The sequence below is a fragment of the Balneatrix alpica DSM 16621 genome, from assembly GCF_000619885.1.
Classification (GTDB): domain Bacteria; phylum Pseudomonadota; class Gammaproteobacteria; order Pseudomonadales; family Balneatricaceae; genus Balneatrix; species Balneatrix alpica.
Window position 1 is genome coordinate 683,683 of sequence record NZ_KK211039.1, and the last position, 25,001, is coordinate 708,683.

A 25,001-nucleotide genomic window follows, 5' to 3' on the forward strand; every position below is an offset into this window, starting at 1 on the left:
CCTCGTAGGTAATAAGGCTGTCTGGGCACCTTAGCATAAGAAGGGAGGGAGATGGAGGTGATCCCACCAGCCCGACCCCGGCACCCAAGTCCACCGCTGCGGCTGCTCCCTTCCGGGCCTGACCGGGTTCACGGTTTATTGTTGCGGGGGGACCGGCAGGACCACCACGACAAGTCGACGTATGTGCACGTCTGAAGGTGCGCGTACTCTACCAGCATCCTTCCTGGCATGCAAACCAGATTAAAACTTGGCCCCATCCTTGCTTGAAACTGGATAAAAAACACACAACACCTCTTTCCGGAGGATGTAACATGCCCCATAGCTCCCCCACCATCGCCCATCCACGCAGCATTCCTGTTCACTTTGCTCCCCTGCCCCGGCCAACCGCCCCCCAACCCAGGCAAGGGCTATGCGTCCGTTTTTATAGCAATATCCACTTAGGCACAGGATTGAACGTTGCCATCCATGTCCCTAGCCTTGCTGCCGAACTACAAGTACAGGGATGGGTACAGGCCTGTCGCCAACGGGGACGAAACCGTTTTACAATCCTGATCCAGTTTCCTGATCCTCTCCAAGCACAACGGATACGGATGCTAGAGCAGGTTTGCCATATTCTCGCCTATCAGCAGCAATGCCAGCGACGTGGCTTACGTTTAAGCACCGAACAAGCCGCCCAGGAGTGGATTCATCAGCATGCCGCTCAATTCCCAGGAGTTGAGCTAGACTGCTAGGGAACCTCCGCTTTGCCTTGAAACTTTTTGATAGGATGCAGGATTCATGACTGAGAAAACCGTTCGCGTGGGCCAGATTGACCTTTCCAACCAACGTCCTTTCACCCTGTTTGGTGGTTTGAATGTACTGGAAAACCAAGATCTGACCCTGCGTACTGCCGAACACTTTGTCCAGGTCACCGAGCGCCTGGGCATTCCCTACGTGTTTAAAGCATCCTTTGATAAAGCCAACCGCTCCTCGATTAACTCCTTCCGCGGCCCAGGCCTGGAAGAGGGCATGCGTCTGCTGCAAAAGGTCAAAGACACCTTTAACATCCCCGTTATCACCGATGTACACGAACCCTGGCAAGCCGCTCCAGTGGCTGAAGTGGCGGATGTGCTGCAGTTACCTGCCTTCCTGTCACGGCAAACTGACCTGGTGGTCGCCATTGCCCAAACCGGTAAGCCGATCAACATTAAGAAAGCGCAATTTCTAGCCCCCCATGAAATGGGCCACATCCTGCGTAAGTGCGAAGAAGCTGGCAACCACCAACTCATGCTGTGTGAGCGTGGCAGCATGTTTGGTTATAACAATCTGGTGGTGGACATGCTGGGCTTTAGCACCCTGAAAAGCTTCGGCTACCCGGTTATGTTTGATGTCACCCATGCCCTGCAAATGCCGGGAGGACGCAGTGACTCTGCCGATGGTCGTCGCCAACTGGTACGCCAACTTGCCTTGGCTGGTATGTCACAGGGACTCTCCAGCCTCTTCCTGGAAACACATCCAGACCCTAACCAAGCCAAATGCGACGGCCCCTCAGCCCTGCGCTTGGATAAGCTTGAGCCCTTCCTCCGCCAGATCAAGGACTTGGATAATCTGGTAAAAAGCTTTAACGACATTGCTACCGACTAATGTTTTGGTGGAGGCGGCATGAAGGATGGTGCACTCTCGTTAGTTCAGCTGCAGGAAGGCCAACTACTTCAACATGGCGAATATCAATTTCGCCTGTTAAAGGAGGTCAGCAGCTCCCCTGTCTCCGCCCTTTGGCATGCGCGCGAGAGCGGCCGTCGCCGGACGGTCGCCCTTAAAATTATTAACCCTGTCCTCTATGTTCATGACAGCGCAATGGCAGCCATGCGTGAACAGGCGCTACGCCAGCGCAAGCTACAACACCCTTCCCTTGCCCGGGTATGGGATGTAGCCACCCCCTCCAGCGGTTGGCAGTTTATTATTCTGGAAGCTTTCGAGGGGGCCAGTCTCAGCGCCACCCTGAACAAGCGCAGCCTGAAAGCGGAGACTGCCAAACTTCTGCTTAAAAAGCTTTTCGCCGTATTAGAGAACTTACACAAACAAAAACTGCTCCATCTTGATCTTGGCGCTCACAGTCTATTCATTACCAAAGAGCATCAGCTCAAAGTACTGAATGTCGGTTACAACTGGCCCCTCTACCGTGCATTAGAAGAGCTGGGCATTCCGACCCCCGCGCAGCCTTATTACGCCCCGGAACTACTCAGTCGCAAACCCACTCCTCAACCTGCGGCAGATATTTTTGCCCTCGGCTGCCTGGCCTACGAAATGCTTAGCGGCCAACAAGCCTATGCAAGCAATGAACGTGGGCACCCAACGCGCCTGGGCTGGCTGGAAGATAATCAGTGGCAAGCACTGTTGCAGCTATTAAATGCCGACCCTCGCAAGCGTCCCTACCAGGACACCGAACGTTATATTGAGGAAATTTTCACACCCAAGCCTGCTCCTGAACCTAAAGCAGAACCCGCCCCCAGCAACAGCTCGGCACCCTCACCCACTGACGCCAACCAAGAGACAGTAATCAACCCCGCTGCTGCCCCAGGATTAAAGTTTAATTGGAAAGAGCAACTACAGCGCCTACAGCCCCAAGGCTTGCTCGACAGGCTCAGTGACATTCCATCACGCAAGCTAATGCTGGGCGGAGCAATCGGCTTAGCCGCTCTGGCAGCCATCAATCTGGGACTATTTTGGTGGATGCAGCCTACACCCCAAGAGCGGGTGGACAACTTGGTTGAACAACTGGAACAAAGTCTGAGTGAGGACATCACCAGCGATGCGCAGCGCCAACAGCTAGACGAACAACTCACCGAGTTGCGCACCCTGGTGGTCAATCACCCCGAAGTCAAAAACCGCAAATTGGATGAAAATATCACTGCCTTCTTTATGAAGCTCAAGCATCCAGAGCTACGTAACCTTCCACCTGAACCAGACCCCAGCGCTGTGACACTCTATCAACCCCAGTCCTCCCCCCCCGTCCCTCCGCCTCGCTTACAGGTCGGCGACATTTTCTCGGACCCCATGACAGACGGACGGCGCGGCCCCAATATGGTCGTCATCCCTGCTGGCTCCAACTATATGGGAGACCAAGACGGCCAAGGGGACGATAACGAACTCCCCGTGCACTTTGTGGTGATCCGAACCCCCTTTGCCTTAAGTAAACATGAAGTAACCTTTGAAGAGTATGACCTCTTTGCCAAAGCCACTAATCGCCGCTTACCTGACGATCAAGGCTGGGGGAGAGGGCGACGACCCGTTGTAAACGTCAGCTGGCGCGATGCCCAGGCCTACACCCAATGGTTAAGCGAAAAAACTGGCAAGGCTTACCGCTTACCTAGTGAAGCCGAATGGGAATATGCTGCACGCGCCAACACCAGTACAGCCTACTGGTGGGGAGGCACTCTGGGTCAGGGTCGTGCCGTCTGTGACAGTTGCGGTAGTGAATGGGACGGTGTTCGCACCGCCCCTGTTGGCTCATTTCCCGCCAACCCTTGGGGACTACACGACATGAACGGCAACGTATATGAATGGGTGCAAGACTGTTATCAGATTAACTATCAGGATGCACCCGATAATGGTGCAGCCATTGATAGCCCTAACTGTGGCTTCAGAGTTCTGCGTGGTGGCTCCTGGTTCGATATTCCGCGCCTGTTGCGCTCCGCCAGCCGCTATCGCCACCAACCCAATGCGAGTGATAACAACTGGGGCTTTCGTGTAGCCCGCGACCTCAACCAAGAAGAACTATCAGCACAACAGTATTGATATCTATCAATGCCTTAGTGCTGACATCTGGCATGCTTGAATCGGCCCTAGACCAGTCGTTCAAGCCTGCTGGCCTATAACCGTGAGATAGAGAAGGGAAAACCATGAAAAAACTCATCGCGATCACAGCCATGACTCTCCTGGCAACCACTGCTTATGCTGGTGGTGATGCAGCCGCCGGCGCAGCCAAAGCCGCCGTATGCGCCAGCTGCCATGGCGAAGGGGGCAAAAAGCCTATTATGGATAGCTACCCCAAACTAGCAGGTCAAAATGCTGCTTATTTAGAGTCCGCGATCAAAACCTACAAATCCCAAGAGCGCAAAGGCGGCCAAGCGGCGGTCATGTACTCGATGGTTGGCGCTCTGTCCGACCAAGATATTGCCGACTTGGCAGCCTATTACGCTAGCCAGCAGTAACCCCACCGACTTCCACTAGAAGTCGCTGCGGCAGCACCTTCTCCGTTCCCCATCAAACGGAGAGGGTCGCTTCTTTGCAGCGCAGCATGAAAAATTCTCCCTTGTTTATCCCCACTTAGGCTACTAGGTTATAGACATATAACCGTGATTCTTGGCACTCCAAGCTCACCCATAATCATAACAGGGAGCGATTACCATGCCGGAACAGTTCATTAACTGCCCTCAATGCCATGGTGGCATCTATGGTAGTCTGACCAATAAAAAGGCGGATGACCTGATCGTCTGCCCACACTGCAGGGCTGTCAGCTTCTATGCCGAAGCCTGCCGCAGCCGTATTGTCGCCTTACGCCGACCGCGTCGTGCCCGACAACCTGTTTCCCAGCAAAACTAGCACACCCTTTGCTACGAGCTTTAACCGCTCCGTCCCACGCCATCTACTGGCGTGGAAAGCATTTAGGCAGGCGTTTTGCCTGCCTCATCTGACATGCTCAGGTTTAGCCATGAGCAACTTACTCATCTATTGCGACTGAAAGCGCTCAAACACCTCAACCTTGCCCATACCATTGAACTCTAATACCTCAAAGTCCATCGCCGTGCTGCCAGGTTGCTCCATACCCGGTGAGTTAGCAGGCATACCAGGGGCAGACAACCCCGCTCCCGCCATCTCTCCTTTCGCCAAAAACGCTTTAATAGCATTAGCTGGCACATGCCCTTCAATCACCTTGCCATCCACCTGCGCGGTATGACAGGAACCCAGCGCCGCAGGCACGCCCAATGCTTGTTTCACACTGGCCATATTATCCGTTTCAATATCCTGTACCTGAAAGTTATGCTCACGCAGGTGGCTCACCCAAGCCTTGCAGCAACCACAAGTAGGACTACGAAAAACTTTAATCTCATGGGATTGTGCCGATACATCCGCACTCCAATCGGGAGCGGCCCAAGCTCCCGAAGCCAACAACCATGCACCTAATGCCAGGGTAAGTTTGCTTTTCATGCTGTACCTCACTTATCGAATTCGGCTGTATCTAGTTTTGCCAATCTGAACCCTCCCCCTACTGGAGGGTCAAGTGCAACTCACCTTTTAGTGACAAAGCGTAACCCTTTGCAGCCTGCCCTTGTGAAGCTGTAGCGCCCCCTCCAATAGCAATATATGGATTAGCCCTAAACGGAGAGTCGCACCCCTGACCAGCTTCTGGAGGTGATTATGAAGACTTTCATCACACTCGCACTGACCGGGCTCATTAGTTTCGCAAACAACCTCTGGGCCTCGCAGGACTTCCTGCAATACCAGCTTTATGGTCAAGGCGACCAGAACTGTGAGCAAGCCTTTAGCAGCCCAGCAGAAGTGTTAGCATCACAATCCTGGACCCAGGGATACCTCTCGGGGCATGCCTTTATCAAAGGACTAGCCTATAACGTCGATGAGGCCAGGCATACCGCTTTACTATTAGAGCTGCAGAGTCAATGCCAACCTAACAAATGGCTGGTAGATGCGATGCATGGTTTGTTGGAGTGGCAGAGCAGCCATACCAGCGAGTCTAATATGAGCACGCTGCTCGGCGCCGGCACCTATGGCTGTATGGAATTTATGCAACACATCGCCAATCCTGACACCCGTACCAAAGCCGTTGTTCTCTATCAAACCTGGATGGAAGGCTATATCAGCGCCGCAGCATTGGATCTGCCCAATTGGTCACTGAGCGAAATGGTACAACGAGGCAATCTACTGGATTATCTCGGCCGCTATTGCAGCAGTCGCCCCCAGTCTCAGGTGGTGCAAGCCGGCATAGAACTGATTCGCTATTTTGAAATTCGCAAAGAGCAGGCATTGCAAGCCGCCGAACGCCCTCTCAATGTGCCGGCGGTTAACGAGTAAGCATGCTGTCTACTTCACTCTCCCTTTAAGCAATAAGCCACGATCCTGATCGTGGCTTATGCCGTTCACCTAGTTGAGCCAATATCGCACTTCCGTTCAGGTAGCGACTCTCTTAACCAAGTAGCGATTAATGGCTACGCACCCGCTCCACTGCCGTGCACCAACCTTGATAAAGGCTAACCGCCTGAGCTTCCGCCATCACTGGTTGACAGTGCCGCTCACAACGCCACTGCTTGGCGATATCCTCTAACGACTCATACAACCCCACCTGCAAGCCAGCCAAATAGGCCACCCCAAGCGCCGTTGTTTCCGTCACCTGAGGGCGATCCACCTCCACCCGCAAGATGTCCGCCAGATGCTGCAGCAGCCAGTTATTGGCCACCATACCGCCATCTACCCGTAGCGTGCGGATATCCACGCCATCTTTCGCCATTGCCTGCAATAAATCCTGCGTCTGAAAACACACCGACTGCAGGCCCGCCGTCACCACCTCGGCAATTCCAGTATCCCGGGTCAAGCCCAACAAAGCGCCCCGCGCCTCCGGGTCCCAGTAAGGTGCCCCCAAACCGGTAAATGCCGGTACCAGGTATACACCATGATCTAGCCGGGTTTTAGCCGCCAGCGCTTCGGTTTCACCTGCCTGCGCAATCAGGCGCAAACCATCACGCAACCACTGCACCGCTGCCCCGGCAACAAAAATACTGCCTTCCAAGGCATAGCTGACCTTGCCGTTCAAGCGATAACCCACCGTAGTCAGCAAGCGGTTCTGTGAACTCAGGGCCTGCTCGCCAGTGTTGAGGATTAAGAAACAGCCGGTGCCATAGGTGCTCTTCGCCATCCCTGGGGTAAAACAGGCTTGGCCAAACAGAGCTGCTTGCTGATCACCCGCAATCCCCGCCACCTGAATTTCGCCCCCCAGTAAAGCGGGATCCGTACAACCAAAATCAGCAGAGCTGTCTTTTACTTCTGGCAATAAGCTGGCCGGGATAGCAAACAACTCCAACAGTTCCTTATCCCAACATTGCTCATGAATATTAAACAGCAGCGTGCGTGAGGCATTGGTGGCGTCGGTGGCATGGCTCTTACCCCCCGTTAAACGCCACAATAAGAAAGTATCGACGGTGCCAAATGCCAGCTCACCCCGCTCCGCCCGCTCACGCACCCCCGGCACTTCATTAAGAATCCAGCGTAATTTGGTCGCCGAGAAATACGGATCAAGCAACAAACCGGTTTTTGCCTGAACCTTTTCCTCCAGTCCAGCCTGCTTCAGCTCACGACAATACTCACTGGTGCGACGATCCTGCCACACAATCGCGGCGTAAACCGGCTTACCTGTCTGACGATCCCACACCATCGTTGTTTCACGCTGATTGGTAATGCCAATGGCCGCTATCTCAGTGGCACTTAGACCCGCCTTTTTCAGCGCCTGCTGAGCCGTGGTCAGAATGGAGCTCCAAATATCTTCCGGATCATGCTCCACCCATCCATCCTTTGGAAAATGCTGGGAAAACTCCTGCTGAACCATACTGATCACATGGCCGGCACGGTCAAAAACAATAGCGCGGGAGCTGGTTGTACCCTGATCCAGGGCGAGCAAATAATTAGCCATGACGCCTTACCTTTTTATTTTCGATTTTTTTCGTATTCTGTCACCAACATCCAATCTTGCAACAAATTTTTCGAATTCAATCAACTGCATTGTCACTTTCCACCGCGCATCAAGGAGTTACAATGGGCACGCCACCCCAGGGAGATGGACCGCATGAGTCAACACCGTCGCCAAGATGAAATTCTTGAACTGTTACGCCAGCAGGGCTTTGTCAGCATTGATGAGCTGGTGCAGTTATTCAACGTTACCCCTCAAACCATCCGCCGCGACCTGAACCAACTGGCTGACGCCAACAAAATTCGCCGTCACCACGGGGGCGCGGCGCTCGAATCCAGCACCGTCAATACCGCCTATGCCACCCGAAAAATCCTCAACCATGGCGAGAAAGAGCGCATCGCACAATGCCTGGCGGCACAGATTCCAGATGGCGCCTCGGTCTTTATCAATATCGGCACCACCACGGAAACCGTAGCCCACGCCCTGCTACAACACCGTGACCTGCGCATCGTCACCAACAACATTCATGTCGCTTCCATACTCAGCGCCAAGGAGGACTTTTCCGTCATCATCGCTGGCGGCGAAGTGCGCAGCCGTGATGGCGGCATTGTCGGTGAAGCCACCCGTGACTTTATTCACCAGTTCCGCATGGATTACGGCATCATCGGCATCAGCGGCATTGATGAAGACGGCTCCTTGCTAGACTTTGACTACCGCGAAGTGCGCATTGCCCAGTCCATTATCCAGAATTCCAAGCAAGTCTTTCTGGCGGCCGACCACTCCAAGTTTGGTCGCAGCGCCATGGTGCGTCTAGGCAATCTTAGCCAAGTACACACCCTAGTGACTGATCAACCCCCTCCCAAGCACATCCAGCAGCTACTTGCCCTGCACCAGGTCGAACTGATCGTCGCCGATCACTGAGCCTCCTCACCCCCGACGTTTTCTAGACGCTGCTTCTGCCTACGCTGTTTCTGCCGACAACCGGAGCAGAAACAGCTTTGCATTTTCGCTTTAGCAAATTTGCGCTTGCGTTTATTTTTTGAGCCGCCTAAACTTTCGAAAATGTTCGTTTATGTTGATTTTCGAATTTACGCAGGTAGCTTATGAGCGAATCAGCCCAACTTCCCTTCGACCTGGTCGTCATCGGTGGCGGCATCAATGGCGTGGGTATTGCTAACGATGCAGCAGGCCGCGGACTACGCGTGCTGCTGTGTGAGCAAGCAGACTTAGCCAGCGCCACCTCCTCAGCCAGCTCTAAGTTGATTCATGGCGGCTTACGCTACCTGGAATACTATGAATTCCGCTTGGTTAAAGAGGCCTTACAAGAGCGCGAAGTGCTGCTACGCAAGGCTCCTCATATTGTCTGGCCATTACGCTTTCGTCTGCCTCACCGCCCTCATCTGCGCCCCGCGTGGATGATTCAGGCTGGTTTGTTTCTATATGACCACCTGGGCAAGCGCGTAACTCTGCCCGCTTCCGAGCGCATTCGTTTTAAAGCCGGTAGCGCCTTACAAAGCCACATTCATCAGGGCTTCGAATATTCTGACTGCTGGGTAGATGACGCCCGAATGGTGGTGCTGAATGCGATGCAGGCACGTAGTCTCGGTGCAGAAATCGTCACGCGCACCCGCTGCGTCCATGCCACTCGGCAAACAGGACAACTCTGGCATTTAACCCTGGAACACAGCGAAAGTGGCGAGAAGCGCCATGTGCAGGCACGCGCCGTAGTCAATGCTGCCGGCCCCTGGGTAGCCTCCTTCTTCGATACCGCGTTGGAGCGCCGAGCGCCTAAGCAGATTCGGTTAGTCCAAGGCAGTCACATGGTGGTGCCCCGTCTGCATAATGAGCGCCAAGCCTACATTTTGCAGAATGACGATAAGCGCATCGTCTTTGTCATCCCTTACCAGGACGAGTTCTCGCTGGTGGGTACCACCGACCTGGAATACCAGGGCGATCCTGCCAAAGTCACAATGACCGAAGGGGAAATCGATTACCTGTTACAGGTCATTAATGCCCACTTCGTTACCCAAACCACCCGTGACCAAGTGCAGTGGACCTATGCAGGCGTTCGCCCGCTTCTGGATGACGAGGCTGACAACCCCTCCGCCGTAACCCGTGACTACACCCTGGAGCTGGAAGATCAGCAAGGCAAACTGCCATTGATTTCTGTCTTTGGCGGCAAAATCACCACCTATCGTAAGCTGGCGGAAGCGGCAGTCGACAAACTAGCCCCTTACTTCCCCCATATGCGTGCGCCCTGGACTGCGCAAAGTCCTCTGCCTGGTGGCGGTTTTGCTGACCACAGCAGCCTGGAGCAGTACTTGCAACAACGCTACCCCTGGCTACCGGACCGACTGAATAAGCGCTTAGTACGCAGTTACGGCACCCTGAGTCTCGATATTCTCGGTAACAGTCAAAGTCTGAGCCAGCTAGGCCAACACTTTGGCGACACCCTGTACCAGGCCGAGGTGGATTACCTGACACAATATGAGTGGGCGCAGAATAGTGAAGATATCCTCTGGCGCCGCTCCAAACTGGGCCTGTTCCTCAGCACTGAGCAACAGCAACAATTAGGCGACTACCTAGCTGGTCATCGCCCCGCTTGGCCCAAAGCCGTTAATCATTCCTGACACCACTCCTGGTGGCTTCCGTTGCCCTCCTTGTGAGGGCTTTTTTCTTTTGATAATCAACGGGATTAACCCTGCTGTTGGGCAGACTGGTGCATTAGCTGCGATAACGGCAACGCGGCAATCAACCAGGCTATAACAGTCACCACCAGCATCATTTGCAGTAATTGCTGAAACTGCCAACCCCAATCTAGCAAGCTACCAAATAGCGCCGGAGATAAGCCCGAGGCAAACACCACCAAGGCGCCATAGCGGGCGCGGTAATAGCCCAGTGCCTCTGCTCCCCAAAGCTGTACCAGCAAGCTGACTGCCATGGCCTCCTGCATGCCCATGCAGATACCGCCACCTAGTAGGATTAAGGCAACGCCTAGCCCGCCCTGCAGCTGCCATCCCAGCAATAGGCCCAGCGCAAACGGCAACACAAAGACTAGTGCGACCCGGGCAGCGCCCAACCGGTCCACCGCCGCCCCGCCAAATAATGCTCCGGGAATCTTTACCAAGCCAAGCAGCAACATCGCCAGGGCATAGCTGGTACTGGAGCTACCCAAGTCAGCATTGAAACGCCCCTGGTAGATAAAGATCCCGGTCAGACAGGCAGGTAACAGGCAAAACAGCGGCACTAGGCAAAGAAAGCGTGAATCTCTCCAGGGAGAGGGAAGCCGCACCGCCGCCTGACTCCCCCGCACAGAGGCTGCCGGACGGCGCAAAGTTTGACAGGGCCACACTAGCAGCCAGGCGGCAGCTATCAATGCCCAAGCTAACCACCAAAACTGCTGCCAACTAATCAAGGCCAGGGCCATCACCACCAAAGGCGGCAGCAATGCCTCCGCCAGAGGAAAACCCAGGCCAATTAATGCCAAAGCCCGACCGCGATAAGTGCCTGCCTGACGCCCAACCAGGGTGCTAGCCCAATGGGTTAACAACCCCTGCCCACAAAAACGTAGTAGCGCCACCCCCAACATGGCGAGCCCCGCCCAGGGCGCAAGCGTTAACAGCCCGACTCCCAGACTTAAGCCCAACAAGGTCAACCATAAAAAGCGCCCAGGCGACATCCAGTCCAGGGCCCCGCCTAAACGCATCACCAAAAACGCACTACAGAGCGTAATGGCAGAATAGAAACTACCGAAACCAGCACTATCGAGTTGCACTTGTTGCTGAATCGGCTGCAAAAACAGGCCAAAGAAGAAGCTTTGTCCCAGCTGACTGCTCAACACAGCCAATAACCCCACTGCTAATAACTGCGGCTGCTGTTGCAGAAGATCGCGGTAGCTCATTCATCCCTCCTGATTGCTAGCCTGAGTCTATGCCAGCCAAATAGGGATGCAAAAAAAATCGGGGCGCTGGGCCCCGATTTTCTGCCTGTTACCGATGCTTACTTACGGGCATCTTCCCAGGACTTCAGCAGTTCCGCATAGGGAACGGTTTCCCCTTGCGGCTTCTCGTTAGCCAGCTTGGCCTTAGGTGAGCCAGGCTTGTTCAGCCAGTAGGACGGATCCTGTGGCTCGTTCAGCTTGGGACCACAACCACCCTGGACACCGGCACGCTCAAGACGCTCCAGAACTTTGTCCTGGGCAGCAGCCAGACCATCCAGTGCTTCCTGGGGAGTTTTTTCACCGTTAGCGGCTTCTGCAATGTACTGCCACCACAGCTGAGCCAGCTTGGGATAGTCAGGTACGTTGGTACCAGTGGGAGTCCACTGCACACGCGCAGGGCTACGGTAGAACTCAACCAAACCACCCAGCTTGGGCGCTGCCTGAGTCATGGCTTCAGAGTTAATGTCAGATTCACGAATCGGAGTCAGACCCACCAGAGTCTTCTTCAGGGAGACGGACTTTGACACCACAAACTGAGCATACAACCATGCAGCTAAACGACGCTCTTTAGGTGTAGAGGCCATAAAGGTCCAGGAACCGGCGTCCTGATAACCCAGTTTCTGGCCTTCTTCCCAGTAAGGACCCTTGGGAGAGGGAGCCATCCGCCATTTGGGAGTACCGTCCTCATTGACCACCGGCAGACCTTGCTTGGTCATATCGGCAGTAAAGGCGGTGTACCAGAAGATCTGCTGGGCAATATTACCCTGGGCAGGTACAGGGCCAGCCTCAGAGAAGGTCATGCCTTGCGCTTCAGGCGGCGCGTACTGGCGCAGCCAGTCCACATACTTGGTAGTCGCATAGACCGCAGCTGGGCCATTGGTGGCACCACCACGGGCAACACTGGAGCCCACTGGACGACAGCCATCGACACGGATGCCCCACTCATCTACCGGCAGGCCGTTAGGAATACCTTTGTCGCCAGCACCGGCCATGGAGAACCAGGCATCGGTGAAACGCCATCCAAGGGATGGGTCTTTCTTACCGTAGTCCATGTGGCCATACACACGCTGACCATCAATTTCTTTCACGTGCACACTGAAGAACTCAGCAATATCTTCATAAGCAGACCAGTTCTTGGGAACCCCGAGCTCATAGCCGTAGATTTCCTTGAACTTACTCTTCAGTTCAGGACGCTCAAACCAATCTGCACGGAACCAGTACAGGTTGGCAAATTGCTGGTCAGGCAGCTGATAGATTTTGCCATCAGGCCCTGTGGTGAAAGACAGACCGATAAAATCTTGCAGATCCAAGGTGGGCAGGGTGTATTCCATGCCATCCCCTTCGATCATGTCGCTGATGGGCACCACCTTGCCATAACGGAAGTGAGTACCAATCAGGTCAGAGTCGTTGATGTAAGCATCATAGATGTTCTTATCAGACTGCATTTGTGTCTGCAGTTTTTCGACCACGTCCCCTTCTTGAATCAGGTCGTGGTTAATCTTGATACCGGTGATTTCATAGAAGGCTTTTGCCAGTACTTTAGACTCGTACTCGTGCGTAGTGATCGTTTCCGACGCGACGTTGATTTCCATTCCACGGAACTCTTTGGCGGCGTCAATAAACCACTGCATCTCTTCCAACTGCTGCTCTTTAGTCAGAGTAGAAACATCAAATTCAGAATCTACCCATTTTTTAGCCGCATCTTGGTACTGATCAGCCAGAGCTTCCCAGCTGATACCGGACATCGCCAGCAGCGCGCTCAGCGCCACTGCCTTTTTCAGTTTGTTGTTATTGTTGTACATAAGTACCTCTTATTTAGGTCGATGAATGATTTCTATTCGGCACTGCTGTTAAGTCGTCCCTTCGAGTCGTCGTCACCCCCATTTCATCACGATAAACATCCACACCAGGGCAATAGCGAAGGCCACCCAGATGCTCCAGTCAGTGGCACCTACCACCAGCAGGTGGAGATAGGCGCTTCCCAGTAAGCCGATAAACAAGCGATCACCACGGGTAGTGCTGATCGGCAAGAAGCCCTTGCGCTCAACACAGGGGGAGCGGATTTCCGCCACCGTCATCACCACCAGAATGCAGGCAATCACGCTAAAAAAGGTGGCGGTCGGAACCGTCCAAGCCATCCATTCCATCTTCAGCCCTCCTTACACTCGACCCAGGGCAAAGCCCTTGGCCACATGGTTACGCACAAACCAGATCACCAGCATGCCAGGCAGGATTGTCAGTACCCCTGCTGCGGCCAGCACGCCCCAATCAATCCCCGACGCCGAGACCGTACGCGTCATCACCGCCGCGATGGGTTTGGCATCCACCGAGGTCAGAGTGCGCGCCAGCAGTAGTTCTACCCAAGAGAACATGAAGCAGAAGAAGGCCGTCACACCGATGCCGGAGCGAATCATGGGGATAAAGATCTTGACGAAGAACTTTGGAAAGCTGTAACCATCGATATAAGCGGTTTCATCGATTTCCTTGGGAACGCCGGACATAAAGCCTTCCAGAATCCAAACCGCTAGAGGCACGTTGAACAGGCAGTGCGCCAAAGCAACGGCAATATGGGTATCAAACAGCCCAACCGAGGAATACAGCTGGAAGAACGGCAACAGGAATACCGCAGGCGGTGCCATCCGGTTGGTCAACAACCAGAAGAACAGATGCTTATCCCCCAGGAACTTATATCGGGAAAAAGCATAGGCCGCAGGCAGCGCCACCAGTAGGGAGATGGTGGTATTCATCGCCACGTAGTACAGGGAGTTGAGATAACCCATATACCAACTCGGATCGGTAAAAATCACCTTATAGTTGGCCAGGGTGAAATCCTGCGGGAACAGCGTCAGGCCGCCGAGGATTTCAGTATTGCTCTTAAAAGACATGTTCAGCAGCCAGTAAATCGGTACCAGCAGGAAGAACACATAAGCCAGGAGGACAATGAGTTTACGTGTTTGCATAGCGCGCTCCTCAGCCTTGTTTGTCGCTGTGGGTCATGGCGGTGTAGAACACCCAGGACACCAGCAGAATGATGAGGAAGTAAATCAACGAGAAGGCAGCCGCCGGCCCCAGATCAAACTGTCCCACTGCCATCTTGGTCAGGGTCTGACTGAGGAAGGTGGTGGAATTACCCGGGCCGCCGCCGGTCAGTACAAAGGGCTCGGTGTAGATCATGAAAGAGTCCATGAAGCGCAGCATCACACCGATCAGCAGCACACTTTTCATTTTCGGCAACTGGATGTGCCAGAAGATTGCCCAATTCGAAGCACGGTCAATACGTGCTGCTTGATAGTACACATCCGGGATGGCACGCAGGCCGGAGTAGCACAGCAGCGCCACCAGTGAGGTCCAGTGCCAAACATCCATCAACAGTACCGTGGCCCAGGCATCTCCTGCATTGGAGGCATAGTTGTAATCCACCCCAAGACTGGCAAGCGCCCAGCCCATCAGCCCGATATCCGCACGGCCAAAAATCTGCCAAATCGTCCCGACCACGTTCCAGGGAATCAGCAAGGGAATTGCCAAGACGATCAGAGTCAAGGATGCCCACTTACCCTTGGTTGGCATCGCCAACGCCACCGCAATCCCCAACGGAATTTCAATCAACAGCACGCAGGCTGAGAAGATAAATTGACGCAGCAAAGAGTCATGCAAACGCGGATCTTGCAGCACATCGCGGTACCAGTCGGTGCCGACAAAGTAGCGGGTGCTTTGATCAAAGATGTCCTGTACCGAGTAGTTCACCACCGTCATCATCGGAATGATGGCGCTGAAGGCCACCAGCAAGAACACCGGTAAGACCAGGAACCAGGCTTTATTATTTTCAATCTTGTTCATGGTTATTACTCCACCAGATACTCGTCCACATACACTTTCAGCCACTGCTCAGGGAAGCTGATACGGGTATGCTTCTGGGGAACTTTCTGATCTTCCTGCAGGCGCACCTTGAACTGGTGATTACCCAGACGCAGGGTCAGAATCTTGTAGGTACCCAAGTCCTCGGTGTGCAACACATCGCACTCATAGGCCTCCTCATAGGGAGTGTCCCAGACGTGGATAAACTCTGGACGAATACCAATTTTGATATTGTTGCTTGGCACCTCGGCCAGCAGCTTGTTGATCCGCTCCGGCAGCGGCACCTTGATGGTGTCAAACTGCACGCCACCCTCGCAGCGCATCACCTCCACCAGGTTCATACCGGGGCTGCCGATAAAGAAGCCAACAAAGGTGTGAGCCGGTTTCTCAAACAGTTCCCGCGGGGTACCAAACTGCACAATCTGGCCGCCATACATCACCGCAATCTTGTCCGCGAAGGTGGAAGCCTCCAGCTGATCATGGGTGACGTAGACCATGGTGATATTGAACTGCTCATGGATCTGCTTGAGCTTGCGCCGTAGCTTCCACTTCAAATGTGGATCGATCACCGTTAGCGGCTCATCGAACAGAATCGCCGATACATCGTCCCGCACCAGGCCGCGCCCCATGGAGACCTTCTGCTTTTCATCAGCGGTTAGATTTTTCGCCTTCTTGTTAAGCACCGGATGTAACTCCAGCACCTCGGCGATCTCATTCACCTTAGAGCGCACTTTGGACTCTGACAGCCCTTGGTTACGCAAGGGGAAAGCCAGGTTGTCAAACACCGTCATGGTGTCGTACACCACCGGGAACTGAAACACCTGGGCAATGTTGCGTTGCTCCGGCGCCAGGCGGTTCACCTCTTTCTGGTCGAACAGCACCTTACCCTCTGAGGGCACTAATAAGCCGGAGATAATATTCAGCAGCGTACTCTTGCCGCAGCCGGATGGACCCAGCAGTGCATAGGCACCACCCTGCTCCCAGACATGATCCATCTGCCGAATAGCATAATCCTGCGGGCCGCTTGGCTGGCGGCTATAACTGTGCGCCAGCCCCTGTAAACGTATTTCAGCCATGCTTCCTCCTAGATACGTCGGCTGGGGGCTTGAATCAGCCCACCATGCAGGTCAAAGACGAACAACTTGTGGGTGGGCACATAGACTCGAATGGGCTCATCCACGTCATACTCGTGTACACCGGACAGATGCAGAACGAGGGAGAAGTGATCGTTTTTCACATGCAGGAAGGTTTCTGAACCGCTGATTTCGGCCAGATCCACGGTGACAGACAGTTCAAGGTCGTCATCATTGCAAGGCACCAAACCAACATGGCTAGGGCGCACACCAAAGCGATAATTACCCGCTTTAATGCCGCTCAGGTCCTGATTAAGGGGGAAGTGCACATAGTCATCGAAGGTCACCTCAGATTCGGTCACCTTGCCATCCAGCAAGTTAATCGGCGGTTCAGAGAACAGCTCTGCGGCGATAACCGAATTAGGACGGTGATAGACCTCAGCCGTTTTCCCCGACTGAATAATGCGGCCTTCATGGATGATGGTTGTCGTACCACCTAATGCCAGGGCCTCGTTAGGCTCAGTAGTGGCATAAATCGCGATGGTATTGCGGGATTTGAACAGCTCGCGCATTTCCTGGCGCAGCTCTTCGCGCAGTTTGTAATCGAGGTTCACCAGGGGTTCATCGAATAGCACCAAATCGGCATCCTTCACCAACGCCCGCGCCATCGCAGTACGCTGTTGCTGACCACCGGATAGTTCCAGCGGCAGGCGATGCAAATAGGCCTCGATGTGCAGCATCTCAGCGGTTTCCCGCACCTTACGGTCGATGACCGCCGCACTCTCTCCAGCTAATCGCAGAGGTGAAGCGATGTTTTCAAACACGCTCAGGTTGGGATAGTTAATGAATTGCTGATACACCATGGAGACGTTGCGTTGGCGCACCGGCACGCCGGTGACATCGGCTCCATTCATTAGAATACGGCCAGAGGTAGGTTGATCTAACCCTGCCATCAATCGCATCAGTGTAGTTTTTCCGGCCAGTGTCCTCCCGAGGAGAACGTTGAAGGACCCTGGCTCGAAAGTCAGACTGGCATCATCGATATAAAGCTGTTTATCGACGACGCGAGTGACATGTTCTAGCGTCAAAGACATGCTGTGTCCTTAATTGTTGTTATTGCACCCGACCGCTGGGTTGGTCAGCGGTCACATGTAGCAATACGAAAAGCCAGAATCATGCCAGCTTCATCAACACAGCCTGAAAAAACACTTTATCCTTTATAAATCAACTATTTAAAATAAAATCCTGCTCTTTCCAAAATGTTCGCTAGCGAAAATGAACAGTACAAACTGTTGACTTTACACAGGGACTGACAACAGAATCTGTTCAACCTGAACACTCGTGAACAATAACAATCTGGGGTCAGGGCCATGCCTTTAACCAAATCTCCTTCCCTGCTCCCCCATGAGCAGGTGATACGCGACTCTTGGGATCGCTGCCGCCGCTTTGGCCTCAGCCATCACTCCACCCCAGAGCTGCATAAACCCCCCCAGGGTGAAGTACACACCCTGCTGGAGGGTAATCACTTTTTAGTGCAAACCACTCATCACGAAGTGCTGCCCTACTATGAACACATCCTGTCTAACTCCAACTGTTTGATTTTATTAGCAGATGGTACAGGCCAGGTGTTGCAATCCTGGGGGGATCAACGCTTTTTAGAACCCATGCAAGTCTGCGGTTTTGAGCCCGGTACCAGTTGGATTGAGCGGTACACCGGCACCAATGCGATTGGTACGGCCCTGGCATGTGGGCAAGCGGTACAAATTCAGCGGGATGAACACTTCCTGAAGGCCAATCGTTTTATGACCGGCAGCGCTGCGCCGATTTACGACGCCAATCGAGAGCTGATCGGGGTGCTGGATGTTTCCAGTGATGCTTATCTGCCCCAGACCCACACCCTGGGCATGGTCAAGATGATGACTCAGTCGGTGGAGAACAGGTTGATCATTAACCTGTTCAAGGATGAACACTTTTCGTTAACCTTTAACACCAACCTGGACAACCTCGACTCCCAGTGGTCAGGCATGCTGATCTTTACCGAGCAGGGCGCTGTGATTTCTGCCAATCGCCGGGCAGACATGTTGCTGGGCTTGGAGTTGTCCTTGGTGAACATTGAAAGCCTGTTTGATATTCCACTGCGTCAACTGATCAATCACCCGGAAAACACCCCCTTTCCTCTTACCGCTTTTGGTAAGTACCGCTTCTACGGGATGCTGAAGCGCCCCCTGATCACCCGCATCAAAGCGCGGGATTTTCGTCAGACAAGCCCAGCGCCGGTCATTCCCATGCCAAGCAAAAACAGCAATCACGCAGAATTCACCCTCGAATCGATTAACCTGGGCGATCCCCGTATTGATAAAGCCGTACGCCAGGCCGAGCGCTTGCAAGATAAAGATATTCCCGTGTTGATTCATGGTGAAACGGGCGTGGGCAAAGAGGTATTCGTTAAGGCACTGCACCACTCCAGTAGTCGGGCCAATTACCCGCTGGTCGCGGTTAACTGTGCCGCTATTCCCAGTGAGCTGGTCGAGTCTGAGTTGTTCGGATACGAAAAAGGGGCTTTCACCGGCGCCAGTAGCAAAGGCAGTATTGGCCTGATCCGCAAAGCCCATAAGGGCACACTCTTTCTCGACGAGATCGGTGACATGCCCTTAAAAGTTCAGGCTCGTTTACTAAGAGTCTTGCAAGAGCGTAGAGTCACCCCCCTGGGCAGCACTGAGTCCTATCCGGTCGATATCCGCCTGGTATCCGCCACCAACCGCCCTCTCAAACAAGATGTAGCGGAGGGACTTTTCCGCCAGGATCTGTATTACCGGGTGAGTGGCCTTAACCTGGAATTGCCACCATTGCGTGAACGGGTAGATAAAGAAGCGCTGATTCAGAGCATCTGGCAACGTTATCGCGAAAGTGATCAGGTGGCGGGCATTCGCGCTGATACGCTAACGCTATTACTCTCTCATCCTTGGCCCGGCAATATCCGTCAGCTCGTCAGCGTCTTGCAGATTGCCCTGGCCATGGCAGACCAAGAGCCCATCAGCCCTGAACATCTACCTGATGATTTTTATACGGACTTACAGCCTAGAGTCAGTCATCACAAGGATACGATGCCCTCAGTCGGTCTAACCGCAGTGGAAGAGGAAGAAGACTTGGAACAGCTTTTACAACACTGTGATGGCAACCTGTCTCAAGTCGCCCGTAAGTTAGGTGTCTCACGCAATACACTGTATAAACGTCTGCGCGAACAAGGCCTCAGATAACTGCTCATATAGCGATAAACGCAACTGTTACGACAAACGTCGTACTTTCCAGGGCGCTCCCCTGCTCTATAGTTAAGCCATTCTTTGTTGGCGTAGAGTAGGATTGCAGCATGTTTAACGCGCTCGTTTTGAAGCAGCAAGAGACAGGCCTCTGTGCTCAGATAGAACGGCTCTCCACTAAGGATTTACCCGATGAGCCGATTCTGGTTGAAGTCGCCTACTCCTCTCTTAATTACAAGGATGGCCTCGCGGTTACCGGTAACGGCAAGATTGTGCATCAATACCCGATGGTGCCAGGGATTGATTTAGCGGGGCGTATCCTGCAGTCGGCTGATCCGCACTGGCAAGCCGGCGATCAAGTCATTCTAACCGGTTGGGGAGTCGGTGAACGCTACTGGGGTGGTTACGCTCAGCAGATGCGGGTAAAGGGTGAATGGCTAGTACCCTGCCCGTCATCACTAAGCGCACTAGAAGCCATGTCTATCGGTACCGCAGGACTCACCGCTATGCTCTGCGTCATGGCGCTCGAACAAGGCCAAGTGGCTGCCGGTGCGCCCGTATTAGTAACAGGGGCTGCAGGTGGCGTTGGCTCCTTTGCTGTCGCTCTCTTGGCAGCACTGGGCTATGAGGTACATGCCCTTACTGGACGGACAGAAACCCATGATTACTTACGTCACTTGGGCGCCGAACAGATAATTGACCGTAGCGAATTACAACAACCGGCTAAGCCCCTTGAGAGCCAACGCTGGGCTGGGGTAATTGATACAGTCGGTGATCAAATCCTGGCAAAGGCATTGGCCCAATGCCAGTACGGCGCGACCGTGGCTGCCTGTGGCTTAGCAGCAGGTTTTAAACTGCCCACCACCGTCATGCCATTTATCTTACGTAATGTGCGTTTACAGGGAGTGGATTCAGTCATGTGCCCTCGCCCCCTGCGTGAACAGGCATGGCAACGTCTGGCAGCGCTAGTCCCCCCGCAACTGTACCAACAAGGCATTGAAGTGGTTGGGCTGGAAGAGGTGGTGAGCAAAGCTGAAGCCATCGTGTCAGGCAGGGTGAAAGGCCGGGTGGTGGTTGACCCTAACCTTTAGAAAAACGTCTAGGCGGTGTAACAAACACCGCCTAGCAAAGCCAATTACAACTCGCCGCGAGCGGGATAATCATTTTTCACAACAAAATCAATCGCCCCCAAAATCTCGCGAAAGTGCGGACGTGCAAAAGGCATTGTGCTGATATTGCCCCAATACAGGCTTAAATCGGGGCGCACCAAAAACAGCCCTGGCTCACTAAAGCGTGCCGGCTCTTCAATGCCAATCGAGGTTTTGCCGCGCCCTGCCGACATATACAGCCCCCAGGCTCGTGCTTGCTGTTCTGTAACTCCGTAGCCAATGGCCAACTGATCTAATCCCCACTCTACCTGGGCTTGCTGTGCACGCTCTTGGCTATCACTACTAGCGACCAAAATCTGGATGCCTCGCTCGGCAAACTCTGCCGCCAGTTTATTCAACTCCTGCAAATAATTACGACAAATTGGGCAATGCAGGCCACGATAAAACACCAGCATCGTAAATGGCCCCTGGTGTCCCGGGGTTAGCTGCCAAGGACCTTGCAAAGTTGATAAGGCTAAAGATGGGACTTGCTGACGTGGAATTAATGCCATGTGATTTCTCCTCTCCTACCCGAGTGATAGGTCTATAGCATAGACGCCACATCAGAACTTATGGCAACCTTATATGGCATTAATTATTGCAGATAGTACAAATGGATCGTTTAACAGACTTACTTAGACTCTTTCAACCTCATGTTGTGACTGCCACCCTGTTGGATAAAGATGGCTTAAATCAAACCATCGAAGGGCAAAGTTATCTTTACTGGCTTTACCAGGGCCAGGCACAGTTAGTCCATCAAAGCCATCAATATGATATTGAGGCTCCCGTACTCTTGTGGCTACCGGAGCAAGGCCAGCACCGCTGGCACTCCATTGATCCAAACATCCGCTGCATTGCCTGCAAACTGGACTTTGGCCGAGCACAGCTCAATCCATTGCTGGATGCTCTCCCGCCCATGCTGAGCTTACCGCCCGCAGAGCAGGTTGAAATTCAAGCCTTGCAGCAACTGATCGAGAGCGAGTTAACACAGCCACGTTGTGGTCATCAGCAAGTTATTCATCGACTTTGTGAAGTGCTCTTCATCCACATCCTGCGCTACTTGCTGGCAAATCAGGTGATTGAGACAGGGATTCTTGCTGCACTGGCAGATAGCAAACTTGCTAAAGCGCTTATTGCTATCCACCAACAACCCGGCCATCCCTGGCATCTGCTTGAACTGAGCAAGCTTGCTGGCATGTCGAGAAGTGCCTTTGTACAACAGTTCAAAGCCAAGGTCGGTATGCCTCCCGGCGATTACCTTATTCGTTGGCGCATGCGTTTAGCGCAATTGCGCCTACAGAGCGAAGCCCCAGCCATTGCTATCCTGGCTGAGGAGCTTGGCTATCAAAGCGAAGCGGCCTTTCGACGCGCGTTTAAACGAGTGTTGGGAGTACCACCAGGACAGTTAAGTGCCCCTTAAACGCAAACACCCGACCAAGGCCGGGTGCTGCATAACAAAAGATGCTAACGAATGAAAACCGGCGTCAAGCCTGAGCCCCACAGAATAGCCGTGGTAGCTAACATGCCGACTAACACACACAGTCCAACTGTTAATACCGAAGTAGAGAAGAGAAAACCACGCTCTTCCGGAATCCGCATCACAATGGGCACCCCCACATATAGCAGGTACACCGTATAAGCGACCGCCCCCATTCCAACAAAAACATCAAACCAGAGAATAGGCAACAGGGCCGCCAACCCTGACATAAACAAAGGTGTTGCGGTAAAGGTGGTCAGTACCATACAGCGATCTAAGCTAGCATCTGAGCCGTAGGTCTTTTCCATCCAGTAAACGCTGTAAGCCATCGCCCCTACTCCAACTAGCAAAGCGAAATAAAAAGCAATGGCAATAGGTAAGGCACTTTCAACAGAGAGTTTGACGTAGTCGCCACCGGAGATACTCCAGCCCATCTGTGTTGTTCCAATAAACATAGACAGTGCTGGTATAGCCGCTAGCCAACAGAGGTGATGCGTATATAGATAGCTAATACTGTATTGCTCTTCACGGATGGAGTCCCACTCTTGCTTTGGGTGGTACACCAGTCCCCAGATATGCTGAAAGAACATAGTTGCTTCCTCCGATTATTGTCGTTATCACACCCACGCTTACACCTGACTCCTCCTGTATTCATAGGGTTAAGTAATGATCTATCAAGAGCACAGCAAAGACTGCCATGATGTACTTTATCGAAAACCAGAACATCGCCATCGGCGCTTGCTGATCCTCTGCTTTCCATACTCGCCAAGTCCATTGTGCAAAGCGAATATTCAAGCCACACATGCCCACTAAGTATAGCCAACCGCTCATACCTGTCAGGAATGGAAACATCGTGACGGCAAACAACAGGCAGGTATAGAGGACGATATGTAAGCGGGTGAAGGCTTCACCATGGGTGACTGGCAGCATCGGCACTCCTGCACGGGCATATTCTTCTTTCTTATGCAGCGCCAGCGCCCAAAAATGTGGCGGTGTCCAAGCAAAGATAATTAAGACCAACAATAAGCTCTCGGCTGCCACCTCGCCAGTCACTGCAGTCCAACCTAACAGCGGAGGCGCTGCCCCAGCTAAACCACCAATGGTGATATTTTGTGGTGTAGCACGCTTGAGAAAAGCCGTGTAAATCACGGCATACCCAATCAGAGAAGCCAATGTCAGCCAAGCCGTCAATGGATTGACCTGCAAAGCCAAAATCGTAATTCCCGCAGTGCCGATACAACCGGCAAATATCAGAGCCTGTTGCTGGCTCACTTGCCCCTGCGGCAACGGACGACGATGAGTGCGGGCCATTAATGCATCCAGCTTAGAGTCGACTAACTGATTAATAGCTGCAGCAGACCCTGCTGACAAAGCAATCCCCAGTGTTCCCCAAAACAAAGCTCGCCAGGGTAACGACTCATCAGCTAGCAACATCCCAACCACAGCAGTTAACAACATGACTGCAACAACCCTCGGTTTAGTGAGGGCGTAATAAGCTTGGATTTGCTCATACCCTAGGGTACGGACTGTCAGCGTACGCCAGTTCATAGCAATCCTCCCTGCCACTTTGCTTGTGGCTGCCACAGCGAATGCACCGCCCAGACGTATGCCAACAGCAACGCCAGAGCCCCAGTGTTATGTGCCAGCGCCAACGAAAGTGGCAACTGCAATAGAACATTAGCAATTCCAATGGAAAGCTGAACACCTAAAGTAATCAGCAGTAATAAAGCTTGTTTGCGCAAATGCTGACGCCACAACGCCAACGCGACCAATAAGCTCACCACTGTCACCAAAACCGCACCAACGCGATGAGTCCAGTGAATGGCTACCCTAGCCTCTCCATTTAACTGTCCTCCCAGATAATTCGGTCCTACTTCTTGCGCAATATTAAAACCTTCCTGGAAGTTCATTGGTTCAGGCACCCACTGAGCCTGACAACGAGGAAAGTCTGGGCAAGCAAAAGCAGCGTAGTTGGAGCTTGTCCATCCCCCCAGCACAATCTGCACAATCACTAACCCCAAACCCAGGCTCGCTAACAAGCCTCGCCTCCGCTGTCTAGATTGGGAGCCTGATAACAGTGGCTTAATATTCGGTGATAATGCCCTTATCCTGAGAATTAATAAGCACAGTAGTAGCAGCGTCGTAAAACCGCCCAGTAGATGTAGAGTTACCACTTGAGGCCAAAGCTTTAGTGTCACCGTCCACATACCAAACATTGCCTGCACTACGACAACAACAAGCAGGGTGTAACTTAATCCTTTCGGATATCCAGGTGATTGACGCATAGCCCCCCAAGCTAAGGCCAGTATTAATAGCCCTAGCATGCCCGCTGCATAACGGTGAATCATTTCCGCCCAACCTTTAGTGTGGTCAACCGGAAAATCAGGATATCGCGCTTCCGCGATAGCGACATGATGGTCGGCCACTGGTACCGTTAAAAAGCCATAACAGCCAGGCCAGTCCGGACAGCCAAGTCCTGCATCAAGTAAACGAGTTAAGGCACCAAGAGTTACCACAACAAAAGCTAGTAAACAGCCTAATATGGCTAATCGATACGCTGTTCTGACACCCAT

Annotated in this window: 24 protein-coding genes and 1 other RNA gene; 11 read left to right on the plus strand and 14 right to left on the minus strand. The window is 53.1% G+C overall.

Annotated elements, in window-relative coordinates; genetic code table 11:
* Positions 1 to 61: 61 nt before the first annotated feature.
* An RNA gene (ffs, locus tag Q334_RS20330) (signal recognition particle sRNA small type) lies at positions 62 to 158 on the minus strand.
* A gap of 153 nt (positions 159 to 311) precedes the next feature.
* Between ffs and Q334_RS20440 the strand changes: the two genes are divergently transcribed.
* The 5 genes from Q334_RS20440 to Q334_RS0112620 all read left to right on the plus strand — a co-directional run bounded on the left by Q334_RS20440 (position 312) and on the right by Q334_RS0112620 (position 4,584).
* The gene (locus Q334_RS20440; protein WP_035461409.1) at positions 312 to 731 is read left to right on the plus strand and encodes a hypothetical protein; all 420 of its coding nucleotides are present in this window, start codon (positions 312 to 314) and stop codon (positions 729 to 731) included.
* 46 nt (positions 732 to 777) lie between these two features.
* Positions 778 to 1,623 carry a 3-deoxy-8-phosphooctulonate synthase gene (gene kdsA, locus Q334_RS0112605; RefSeq protein ID WP_027313524.1) on the plus strand — a complete coding sequence of 282 codons (846 nt, stop codon included), beginning with the start codon at positions 778 to 780 and terminating at the stop codon, positions 1,621 to 1,623.
* 18 nt (positions 1,624 to 1,641) lie between these two features.
* Positions 1,642 to 3,777, plus strand: a complete 2,136-nt coding sequence (locus Q334_RS20335; RefSeq protein WP_081414444.1) for an SUMF1/EgtB/PvdO family nonheme iron enzyme — start codon at positions 1,642 to 1,644, stop codon at positions 3,775 to 3,777.
* A 104-nt stretch (positions 3,778 to 3,881) separates the two neighbouring features.
* Entirely contained in the window at positions 3,882 to 4,193 is a 312-nt protein-coding gene (locus Q334_RS0112615) for a c-type cytochrome (RefSeq protein WP_027313525.1), read from the plus strand.
* 196 nt (positions 4,194 to 4,389) lie between these two features.
* Complete coding sequence (locus Q334_RS0112620) at positions 4,390 to 4,584, plus strand: hypothetical protein (RefSeq protein WP_027313526.1); 195 nt, start codon at positions 4,390 to 4,392, stop codon at positions 4,582 to 4,584.
* A gap of 126 nt (positions 4,585 to 4,710) precedes the next feature.
* Here Q334_RS0112620 and Q334_RS0112625 read toward each other — a convergent pair whose 3' ends face one another.
* The gene (locus Q334_RS0112625; protein ID WP_027313527.1) at positions 4,711 to 5,190 is read right to left on the minus strand and encodes a DUF411 domain-containing protein; all 480 of its coding nucleotides are present in this window, start codon (positions 5,188 to 5,190) and stop codon (positions 4,711 to 4,713) included.
* 210 nt (positions 5,191 to 5,400) lie between these two features.
* On the opposite strand from Q334_RS0112625, the gene Q334_RS0112630 reads away from it, so the two are divergent.
* Positions 5,401 to 6,072 carry a hypothetical protein gene (locus Q334_RS0112630; RefSeq protein WP_027313528.1) on the plus strand — a complete coding sequence of 224 codons (672 nt, stop codon included), beginning with the start codon at positions 5,401 to 5,403 and terminating at the stop codon, positions 6,070 to 6,072.
* A gap of 127 nt (positions 6,073 to 6,199) precedes the next feature.
* Here the strand turns inward: Q334_RS0112630 and glpK are convergent, their stop codons facing one another.
* Entirely contained in the window at positions 6,200 to 7,681 is a 1,482-nt protein-coding gene (glpK, locus tag Q334_RS0112635; RefSeq protein ID WP_027313529.1) for a glycerol kinase GlpK, read from the minus strand.
* A gap of 153 nt (positions 7,682 to 7,834) precedes the next feature.
* On the opposite strand from glpK, the gene Q334_RS0112640 reads away from it, so the two are divergent.
* Positions 7,835 to 8,599, plus strand: coding sequence for a DeoR/GlpR family transcriptional regulator (locus tag Q334_RS0112640; protein ID WP_027313530.1), 765 nt, complete (start codon positions 7,835 to 7,837; stop codon positions 8,597 to 8,599).
* Positions 8,600 to 8,781: 182 nt separating this feature from the next.
* Entirely contained in the window at positions 8,782 to 10,308 is a 1,527-nt protein-coding gene (glpD, locus tag Q334_RS0112645; RefSeq protein WP_027313531.1) for a glycerol-3-phosphate dehydrogenase, read from the plus strand.
* Between the two features lie 65 nt (positions 10,309 to 10,373).
* Here glpD and Q334_RS0112650 read toward each other — a convergent pair whose 3' ends face one another.
* From Q334_RS0112650 to Q334_RS0112680, 7 genes are all read right to left on the minus strand, one after another.
* Positions 10,374 to 11,579, minus strand: coding sequence for an MFS transporter (locus tag Q334_RS0112650; protein ID WP_027313532.1), 1,206 nt, complete (start codon positions 11,577 to 11,579; stop codon positions 10,374 to 10,376).
* Between the two features lie 98 nt (positions 11,580 to 11,677).
* Positions 11,678 to 13,420, minus strand: coding sequence for an ABC transporter substrate-binding protein (locus Q334_RS0112655; protein WP_027313533.1), 1,743 nt, complete (start codon positions 13,418 to 13,420; stop codon positions 11,678 to 11,680).
* A gap of 72 nt (positions 13,421 to 13,492) precedes the next feature.
* Complete coding sequence (locus Q334_RS0112660) at positions 13,493 to 13,765, minus strand: DUF2160 domain-containing protein (RefSeq protein ID WP_027313534.1); 273 nt, start codon at positions 13,763 to 13,765, stop codon at positions 13,493 to 13,495.
* A gap of 12 nt (positions 13,766 to 13,777) precedes the next feature.
* Entirely contained in the window at positions 13,778 to 14,578 is an 801-nt protein-coding gene (locus Q334_RS0112665; protein WP_027313535.1) for a carbohydrate ABC transporter permease, read from the minus strand.
* A 10-nt stretch (positions 14,579 to 14,588) separates the two neighbouring features.
* Positions 14,589 to 15,455, minus strand: a complete 867-nt coding sequence (locus Q334_RS0112670) for a carbohydrate ABC transporter permease (protein WP_027313536.1) — start codon at positions 15,453 to 15,455, stop codon at positions 14,589 to 14,591.
* Between the two features lie 5 nt (positions 15,456 to 15,460).
* Positions 15,461 to 16,549 carry an ABC transporter ATP-binding protein gene (locus tag Q334_RS0112675; protein ID WP_027313537.1) on the minus strand — a complete coding sequence of 363 codons (1,089 nt, stop codon included), beginning with the start codon at positions 16,547 to 16,549 and terminating at the stop codon, positions 15,461 to 15,463.
* Positions 16,550 to 16,557: 8 nt separating this feature from the next.
* Positions 16,558 to 17,640: an ABC transporter ATP-binding protein gene (locus Q334_RS0112680; RefSeq protein ID WP_027313538.1), complete on the minus strand. Its 1,083-nt coding sequence runs from the start codon at positions 17,638 to 17,640 to the stop codon at positions 16,558 to 16,560.
* A gap of 276 nt (positions 17,641 to 17,916) precedes the next feature.
* On the opposite strand from Q334_RS0112680, the gene Q334_RS0112685 reads away from it, so the two are divergent.
* Together Q334_RS0112685 and Q334_RS0112690 are read left to right on the plus strand one after the other, a co-directional pair.
* The gene (locus Q334_RS0112685) at positions 17,917 to 19,803 is read left to right on the plus strand and encodes a sigma-54-dependent Fis family transcriptional regulator (RefSeq protein WP_027313539.1); all 1,887 of its coding nucleotides are present in this window, start codon (positions 17,917 to 17,919) and stop codon (positions 19,801 to 19,803) included.
* A gap of 110 nt (positions 19,804 to 19,913) precedes the next feature.
* Positions 19,914 to 20,894 (plus strand): MDR family oxidoreductase, encoded by a 981-nt coding sequence (locus tag Q334_RS0112690; protein ID WP_027313540.1) that lies wholly within the window; start codon positions 19,914 to 19,916, stop codon positions 20,892 to 20,894.
* A 44-nt stretch (positions 20,895 to 20,938) separates the two neighbouring features.
* On the opposite strand, the gene Q334_RS0112695 is transcribed toward Q334_RS0112690, so the two are convergent.
* On the minus strand, positions 20,939 to 21,463 hold the full coding sequence (locus tag Q334_RS0112695; protein WP_027313541.1) for a peroxiredoxin-like family protein: 525 nt from the start codon (positions 21,461 to 21,463) through the stop codon (positions 20,939 to 20,941).
* Positions 21,464 to 21,564: 101 nt separating this feature from the next.
* Between Q334_RS0112695 and Q334_RS0112700 the strand changes: the two genes are divergently transcribed.
* Positions 21,565 to 22,371 carry a helix-turn-helix transcriptional regulator gene (locus Q334_RS0112700; RefSeq protein WP_027313542.1) on the plus strand — a complete coding sequence of 269 codons (807 nt, stop codon included), beginning with the start codon at positions 21,565 to 21,567 and terminating at the stop codon, positions 22,369 to 22,371.
* 44 nt (positions 22,372 to 22,415) lie between these two features.
* Here the strand turns inward: Q334_RS0112700 and Q334_RS0112705 are convergent, their stop codons facing one another.
* The 3 genes from Q334_RS0112705 to Q334_RS19080 form a co-directional block, all read right to left on the minus strand.
* The gene (locus Q334_RS0112705) at positions 22,416 to 23,018 is read right to left on the minus strand and encodes a Yip1 family protein (protein WP_027313543.1); all 603 of its coding nucleotides are present in this window, start codon (positions 23,016 to 23,018) and stop codon (positions 22,416 to 22,418) included.
* A 61-nt stretch (positions 23,019 to 23,079) separates the two neighbouring features.
* On the minus strand, positions 23,080 to 23,976 hold the full coding sequence (gene cyoE, locus Q334_RS0112710; protein WP_051527773.1) for a heme o synthase: 897 nt from the start codon (positions 23,974 to 23,976) through the stop codon (positions 23,080 to 23,082).
* Positions 23,973 to 25,001 carry a COX15/CtaA family protein gene (locus tag Q334_RS19080; RefSeq protein WP_051527774.1) on the minus strand — a complete coding sequence of 343 codons (1,029 nt, stop codon included), beginning with the start codon at positions 24,999 to 25,001 and terminating at the stop codon, positions 23,973 to 23,975. Before Q334_RS19080 ends, cyoE begins: the two co-directional genes overlap by 4 nt.